This window comes from Cyanobium sp. ATX 6E8, assembly GCF_024346335.1.
In the GTDB taxonomy this organism is placed as follows: Bacteria; Cyanobacteriota; Cyanobacteriia; order PCC-6307; family Cyanobiaceae; genus Cyanobium_A.
Window position 1 is genome coordinate 1 of record NZ_JAGQCT010000034.1, and the last position, 6,640, is coordinate 6,640.

The following is a 6,640-nucleotide window of genomic DNA, read 5'->3' on the forward strand; positions in this document are numbered from 1 at the left end:
GTTGGATGCGGCCGTGATCAATCCGGTGGGCACTGCTCACCGAAATGCCCGCCGCAGCGGCAGCCACCTCCTGGCGGCTGCCGGCTCGTCGTTTGGACATGTACAGCGCAATCTGTTGAACGGTGAGGGGAGCAGGCATGACCCGGTGCCCTGCGCATGGCAACCGGATTCAGCAGACCCCCTCCAGAGCGGTCAACCTGTTTGGCGCGACCCCTCAACCAGATTGTCGTCGGACACAGGGCGCCGACCTGCTCCTAACGGTCAAACAGAACCAGCGCCGGCTGTATCGGCAGATCGCCTCCCAGTTCCGCAGCTACCGGCACTTCCCTGTTGAGACCAGCGATGTCGAGGCCAGCCACGGCCGCCGTGTGCGCTGGACGCTGCGTGCACGCAATGCCACTGACGCCATTCGTGAGCGCTGGTCAGGAGCCAGCTGGATCATCGAGCTGGTGAGCACCGGCTGGCGTGACGGCAAGCCGTTTCACCACGTCCACTTGTTCATCACCACCCTGCGCACCAGCCCGAAAGCGCTGCTCAGGCTGGTGCGCCAGCGCTGGGCAATCGAAAACCAGTGGCACTGGCCCCGCGACACGCAGCTCGGTGAGGACGCTCACCGCTACGCCCAGCGCAACGGTGTTCAGGTGCTGGCTCTGCTGCGGACATTGGCCCTCAACCTGTTGCGCTGCAACGGTTTTCAATCGATCCGTGCTGGTCTGATGGCTGTGGCACACGACATCAGCCGAATGCTCGACTGGGTTGGCATCAGCCTTGCGGAGACGGGATGAATGGACTTTCAGTCAGCCCTGCCCGGCTACCGACATAGCGCGTGAGTCCTTTGTATTGACCGGTGATGGCATACAGCGGCAGGCCAACCAGCAGCACGGCTGGCAGCAACCACAGCCCGGCAGCCTGAAAGCTGGGATGGAACGGTTGGTCCAGCCGCAGCCAAAAGCTGAGCCACATCGCCCATGGCAGAAGAAAAGCGTCGATGCCGATCAGCAGAACCCGTCGGAGCCTGGGCGGAAACCGAACAACTGTTTCGGCAACTTTGGTCGGATACAAAAGCGACATCTCAGGTTTCAATGCCGTGACTCCAAATCAAAGAATTTATTAATTTAAATAATAAGCACTAACAGAACGAAGAGGCAGCCATTGGATCATTGCCACAGGGCCGCCTAAAAGTAATTTCATGTCGTGCTCATGACCACGCCTCCCAGTGCGAGCATTCCCCTGATGTCGTGGCTCAGTTCCTGCTGGCCCGCGTGAACTGAGCGGTAGCCGCCGTAGCGCAGCAGGTTCATGACCACTGTCCGCAGGAACGCAAACAGCGGCGCGCCGTTGCGGTTGGCGTAGCGGTGTGCGTCCTCGTGCAGTTGCGTATCCCGCGGCCAGTGCCACTCGTTTTCAATGCTCCACCGCTGGCGGATCAGTCGTAGCAGGGCCTCTGGCTTTGTCCTCAGGCTCGTGAGGAAGTAGTGGGCCCGTGGCACCTGATGGCCTCTGCAGGACACGGTGGTGCTGATCATTTCGATGATCCAGCTGACGCCAGGCCAGTTCGCCTTGATGTGATCCGGAGCTTCCTTGGCCCGCATCTCCCATAAGGTGTCCCTGCCATGCTTTTTGCCCTGAGCCTTTGCGGTGAATGGGATCTGACGCTTGCCTTGGAACTGGCACTGGATCTGGCGCAGCAGCGTCTTCTGATTGGCTTTTACCGTCAGGAGCACGTCGGCCCCCTTGGCGAGGCACCAGCGAAAAACGCTTGCGTGGTGTGCAGAGCATCCGCCTGGATCAAGGTGCCCTCAAGCTCAAGGGTGCTGAGCAGCTCCTTGAGAGCTACACGCTCGCTGGATTCGTGGGTGTCGTAGGCCTTTTGGGCCAGGGCGACACCAAGCGCGCGGGCATAGACCGTGACCTGAGCGACAAACCGGTGACCGCCGTCATCGGTCTCCACAGCTGAGCCTCTGAGCGTCTTTCCGTCGCACACCAGCTGCTCCAAACCCTCTGCCCCGCCTGGGATCTGGCTGATCATCCAGGCCTGAAACACATCGCCAAAGGTCTGCAGGTGAGCCTTATTGAACAGGTACAGGAAGGTGGCGTCCGACGGCCAACGCTTGAAATCCAGGCCCAGCGCCTGGTTAGGGACTCCTGAAAAAGCCAGATCGCCTGCAGCGCAACTTGTTTCAGCGATCAATACCCGATAAACTGGCCTCGATCAGGGCAATTGACGATTGCTACAACTGCTGAGCACTGCAGATGTACCGGAAACACCAGAACGGACAGCTCGCAATCGAGGAGTTCCATGTGCCTTTTGGCGGAACGTTGGACGCGGATAACCGCTGGGTGATTTTCTCCTCCCTAATGCCATGGGAAGAGCTGGAGGAAACATATGCCCCCCAGTTCAGCCCCACGACTGGTGCTCCTGCAAAACCTGTACGGCTTGCATTTGGTGCCCTATTCATCAGACAGCGGCTTGGCCTAACGGACGAGGAGACCGTCGAACAGATCCGAGAAAACGCTTACATGCAGTTTTTCCTTGGTTTTGCCGGCTACTCCAGCAAAGCACCATTTGACCCATCGATGATGGTTCATTTCCGTAAGAGATTCACGGAGAAGGATCTCAATCGGATTAATGAACTCATTGCCGTACGCGGTAAAGCCTTGGTACTCGAGGCTGTGGCGTCACTTCCAGACGACGACTCTGATGATCCAGATACCGGTTCATTCGAACAGATTGCACTTGACGACTTCGTGAAGCCTGCAGATTGGCCAGAGGATAAGAACTGGGGAACACTCACCATCGATGCCTCTTGCACGCCAGCCGACATCACCTACCCGACTGATCTGAAGCTGTTGAACGAGGCGAGGGAATCAACCGAACGGATCATTGATGAACTGTGCAGTCAAAACTCAAAACTCTGCAAATACAAGCCACGTTACGATCGTGGTAGGGCCCGTGCTGCTTTCCTCAATGTCGCCAAACAGAAGAAGCCACGCCGCAGGAAGATAAAAGCCGCAATACGCCGTCAGCTCGAGTATCTGCAGCGGAATCTTGATGCAATCGACGCCCTAACTGCAGCTGGTGCAAGCTTTTCGGGCTTGAAGACCCATTGGTGGCAGAAACTACTCGTGATCAGCGAGCTGAACCGCCAACAAAGCATTCTGCTTTACGACAAGACGCGCAGCATGCCCGATCGCATTGTGAACTTGGTTCAGAGATACGTACGGCCCATTGTTCGTGGTAAAGCAAGAGCTGCTGTTGAGTTTGGCGCAAAGATTAGTGTGTCTGTGCGAAATGGCTTTGCCTTCCTGCACAGGATCAGCTGGGATCCATACAACGAGGCGGAAGACCTGATTCCACAAGCTAAGAAATACAAGCAAGAATATGGCTGCTACCCCGAGCGAATCTGCGCAGATCGCATCTACATCAATACCAAGAACCGAAACTTCTGTACTCGGAACGACATACGGCTATCTGGTAAGCGATTGGGGAGGCCGCCGAAGAATCCAGAGATCAGTGCTGCTCACAAGCAGCAGCTCAGCGCAGACCAGCGGAGACGAAACGAAGTGGAGGGATGCTTTGGATCAGGAAAGAGAAAGTATTCACTAGATTTGGTTATGGCTCGGCTGGCAAAAGGTGCAGAGAACTCCATCTCCATGGCTTTTGTGGTGATGTGCGCAGAGAAGATCCGGAGGCTCCTCCGCCTCTTTTTTATCACTATTTTTGCCTGGATTTATACTTGTCAAAGGCCAGTTTTCCTCTGGAAGGCGCTCAGGGATATTCTATGGCTTGAAACAGAAGAATTGCTCGTCACTGCATAACCGATCTAGCGAGCTTCCTGCACCCATGTCTCTTGGCTGAAATCAAGGCAGCTTGCTGGAAGCTTTTTCAGGAGTCCCTGGTTAAGCTCCTGCCGATGCCGTTTGGCAAACGCCTCGAGATCACGGGAGCTCCTGCTGCCACTCAGGATCCCGAGCACCGCCACCAGCAACAGGAACCACTGCGGGTAGCGCACCCCGCGGCGGTACCGCCCATCAGGGATGGCCTTGAGAAAGCTGATCAAGTCGCTGGAACCAAGCTGATCAGCCGCGGCGTCAGGGATTTGGGGCATGGAGGTAAGCCATTCCCGCCGACCAAAACCAATGCTGTCAGACCCCGCCAGCTTCCGTGGTCACACTTTTAGGCGGCCCTGATCATTGCCACGAGAGACGCCTACAGAAACAAACAACTAAAACACAAACGAGAAAGACAAGAAATTCACCGATTCAAAACACAGCTTCGTCAAGATACATTCGAACAAGCTAAAAGAACTGCGTTAAACACAAAGAACATAACGACAAGGAAGAGACAAGTCGAACTAGGATTGATATATAGAAAGTAGACTACACAAAAGTCTCAAACAAATCAGGATCGACTCTCACGGCGCTTCGCGTTTGCAATTTCAACTGCTTTACGATTCAGCTGTCGTCGAAGACAAGTTAAATCCAAGTCACCCCTGCAAATATATGAATTAATTTTACCTATTTCCGCTTCGACCGAACTACTCGGATCAATTGATCGCAGAAATGATCTTGATAAAATAACTCTTTGAGAGCCTAAATGCATATGGGAAGCAAGAATTAGCTCAGCCGGCAAAACACCTGTTCCAATGCAGGCAACACCACCAATTCCAAAGGCAATGTTATGATTATTAATTAAATTAGCAGCACAATCTAACAACCCAGAACTAAATAGCTCGAACATGAAATCTAGCCCTAGGTCAATATGTAGATCGTTAAGACCAATATGAATGTCGTCAAAGCCACCTAAAAGAAGAATATTTGGCAATCTAGCAAGGCCTGCTGCAGTCTCAAGAAGAAGCGTAAGGGGAACACGCCCACGTAGCAAATCCAAGCATTGAGCAACTTCATCCTGATGCGTGAACATTGGAAGCATAATACGGTCAGCCCCACGAGAAATAGCCTCATCGATTTCTGCCTTAGAGCCAGAAGAAATAGGATTAATTCTCACCATAAGTTCTGCATTGGGGAAATCATTAAGCACTTTACGCAAGATGACAACATCATGAAGCGTATGTTTTGAGATAACTGTGTCGAGGTGCCCCTGCCTTTCTTGCTTGCCATTTATTTCAAGGTCAACCATAATTCTGTGAACTCCAGCAGATGCCATTTTGTAGGCAACAGATGAATTATTGGTAATAAAAATAAACTTCATAGCAGAGGATAGATGCATAACTACAGCGAATTAATTTTGATAAAGATTAAAGACATCCTCGTTTGTCTGTCGTGCTTTTATTAAATCATAACCAGAGCCATCGAGTCGTTTCATCAAAACTGGATTAGAAGGGAGAATAAATGGGGGTCGCATGACCACCGAATAAGATCCCACGTTACCGTAAACCAATGCATCACCAACTTCCAAAGGACTTTTTAAACTATCGGTAAGAATATCTCCCTCAATACAGGTAAAACCAGTCACAGAATAATCTAGCGCAGAGCCACGAGAAATATCAGGATCAAGAATAGGAGTAACTGGTAGATTTCTAATTTTAGCATTTGGTGAAACATCGTAAATTGATCCGGCTACGGTCGCAAAATAGCGACCACGTATTGATTTGGTAGATACAATCTTCGTATAAAAGTGCATAACATCTGCGACCAATGCCGTGCCTGGCTCAAGAAATAATGTGGGAAAGAATGAGTATTTCAAAAAAGCCTGGTAAAATATCTTACCAATGAGTGCTCCGTAATCCGTAAAGGATGCTGGCAATTCAGACATACTAGACGAAATACTTTCAGGCAGATTGGAAAAGAAGCCCCCTCCAATATTTAAAATGTCAGGAGGTTTGTCGGGGAAAATACGGCTACACAACGCAACCAAGTTTTCAGCACGGCAACGAAAACTAGTAAGGCTTCTGTTTGGAAAATGGCAATGCAATCCCGACAAATGCACATTAGGCAAGTTTTGTATAAAATCAACAATTTCTAAAAACTCGTCACTTTCTACATCAAAACCAAATCGTGATGTCGAGTCATCAATAGGGAAATTAGTACGCAAAACAACTTTTATATCTATTGAACCCAATGCATTGGATGAAGCCGTATGAAGTAGATCTAAATCTCTTTTACTATCAAGATTAATTATAGCGCCTCCAAGTGCAGCATCGTTAAAGGCCCAATCTGCTTTGTAGGGACCATTGAAAATAATCCTATCAATTGGGGTACCTAATCTGCGCGCGGCAGAATATTCCATCTCAGAAACAACTTCAGCCCATGCACCCTTGTCTTGCAGAGCCATACATATTTGGGGAGTATAATTCGTCTTATATGAATATCCTATTTGAACTTTGGGATAATTGGCGAGGAAGGCATTGCAAAGGTTGTCATAATTATCCAAGAGTTTTCTGGGGTCAAATACAAAAAATGAAGGGCCGTGATCTGCGGCTAATTTAGAATAAGAAGAGTAATCTAAATAATCAAACATAACTCATTGGGAGACAGATGAAAAGTAAATTAAGGGCACCTCGAAAAATCGCAAGACCGCTTGATAGCGACCGAATTTGAATTATACTAAGGCTCCAAGATTACATGCTTTCCATGGGCCAGCGAGGTTTCTGGGACGAACAACAAAGAGTTGTAAAGC

8 protein-coding genes are annotated in these 6,640 nt (G+C 50.6%); 2 read left to right on the forward strand and 6 right to left on the reverse strand.

What is annotated here, in order from left to right; translation table 11 throughout:
- Positions 1-137 precede the first annotated feature (137 nt).
- Entirely contained in the window at positions 138-785 is a 648-nt protein-coding gene (locus tag KBY70_RS14285; RefSeq protein ID WP_254988962.1) for an ISAs1 family transposase, read from the forward strand.
- Here KBY70_RS14285 and KBY70_RS14290 read toward each other — a convergent pair.
- The 3 genes from KBY70_RS14290 to KBY70_RS14300 form a co-directional block, all read right to left on the reverse strand.
- A complete protein-coding gene (locus tag KBY70_RS14290) occupies positions 763-1,071 on the reverse strand; it encodes a hypothetical protein (RefSeq protein ID WP_254988963.1) in 309 nt (102 codons plus the stop codon). The genes KBY70_RS14285 and KBY70_RS14290 overlap by 23 nt on opposite strands.
- Before the next feature lie 116 nt (positions 1,072-1,187).
- Entirely contained in the window at positions 1,188-1,724 is a 537-nt protein-coding gene (locus tag KBY70_RS14295; RefSeq protein ID WP_254988964.1) for an ISAs1 family transposase, read from the reverse strand.
- Positions 1,715-2,191, reverse strand: a complete 477-nt coding sequence (locus KBY70_RS14300; protein ID WP_254988965.1) for a hypothetical protein — start codon at positions 2,189-2,191, stop codon at positions 1,715-1,717. The genes KBY70_RS14295 and KBY70_RS14300 overlap by 10 nt, the downstream gene beginning before the upstream one ends.
- A gap of 62 nt (positions 2,192-2,253) precedes the next feature.
- Here KBY70_RS14300 and KBY70_RS14305 point away from each other — a divergent pair, with 62 nt between their 5' ends.
- On the forward strand, positions 2,254-3,819 hold the full coding sequence (locus KBY70_RS14305) for an IS5 family transposase (protein ID WP_254988966.1): 1,566 nt from the start codon (positions 2,254-2,256) through the stop codon (positions 3,817-3,819).
- Positions 3,820-3,824: 5 nt separating this feature from the next.
- Here KBY70_RS14305 and KBY70_RS14310 read toward each other — a convergent pair whose 3' ends face one another.
- The 3 genes from KBY70_RS14310 to KBY70_RS14320 form a co-directional block, all read right to left on the reverse strand.
- Positions 3,825-4,109, reverse strand: coding sequence for a transposase family protein (locus KBY70_RS14310; protein ID WP_254988967.1), 285 nt, complete (start codon positions 4,107-4,109; stop codon positions 3,825-3,827).
- Positions 4,110-4,402: 293 nt separating this feature from the next.
- A complete protein-coding gene (locus tag KBY70_RS14315; protein ID WP_254988968.1) occupies positions 4,403-5,212 on the reverse strand; it encodes an aldolase/citrate lyase family protein in 810 nt (269 codons plus the stop codon).
- A 30-nt stretch (positions 5,213-5,242) separates the two neighbouring features.
- Complete coding sequence (locus KBY70_RS14320; protein WP_254988969.1) at positions 5,243-6,481, reverse strand: hypothetical protein; 1,239 nt, start codon at positions 6,479-6,481, stop codon at positions 5,243-5,245.
- Positions 6,482-6,640: the final 159 nt, after the last annotated feature.

What these genes read in the sequence shown, in the direction of transcription:
- KBY70_RS14285 (WP_254988962.1), top strand. Translation starts at nt 138, where the DNA reads ATGACCCGGTGCCCTGCGCATGGCAACCGGATTCAGCAGACCCCCTCC.
- KBY70_RS14290 (WP_254988963.1), bottom strand. Translation starts at nt 1,071, where the DNA reads ATGTCGCTTTTGTATCCGACCAAAGTTGCCGAAACAGTTGTTCGGTTT.
- KBY70_RS14305 (WP_254988966.1), top strand. Translation starts at nt 2,254, where the DNA reads ATGTACCGGAAACACCAGAACGGACAGCTCGCAATCGAGGAGTTCCAT.
- KBY70_RS14310 (WP_254988967.1), bottom strand. Translation starts at nt 4,109, where the DNA reads ATGCCCCAAATCCCTGACGCCGCGGCTGATCAGCTTGGTTCCAGCGAC.
- KBY70_RS14315 (WP_254988968.1), bottom strand. Translation starts at nt 5,212, where the DNA reads ATGAAGTTTATTTTTATTACCAATAATTCATCTGTTGCCTACAAAATG.
- KBY70_RS14320 (WP_254988969.1), bottom strand. Translation starts at nt 6,481, where the DNA reads ATGTTTGATTATTTAGATTACTCTTCTTATTCTAAATTAGCCGCAGAT.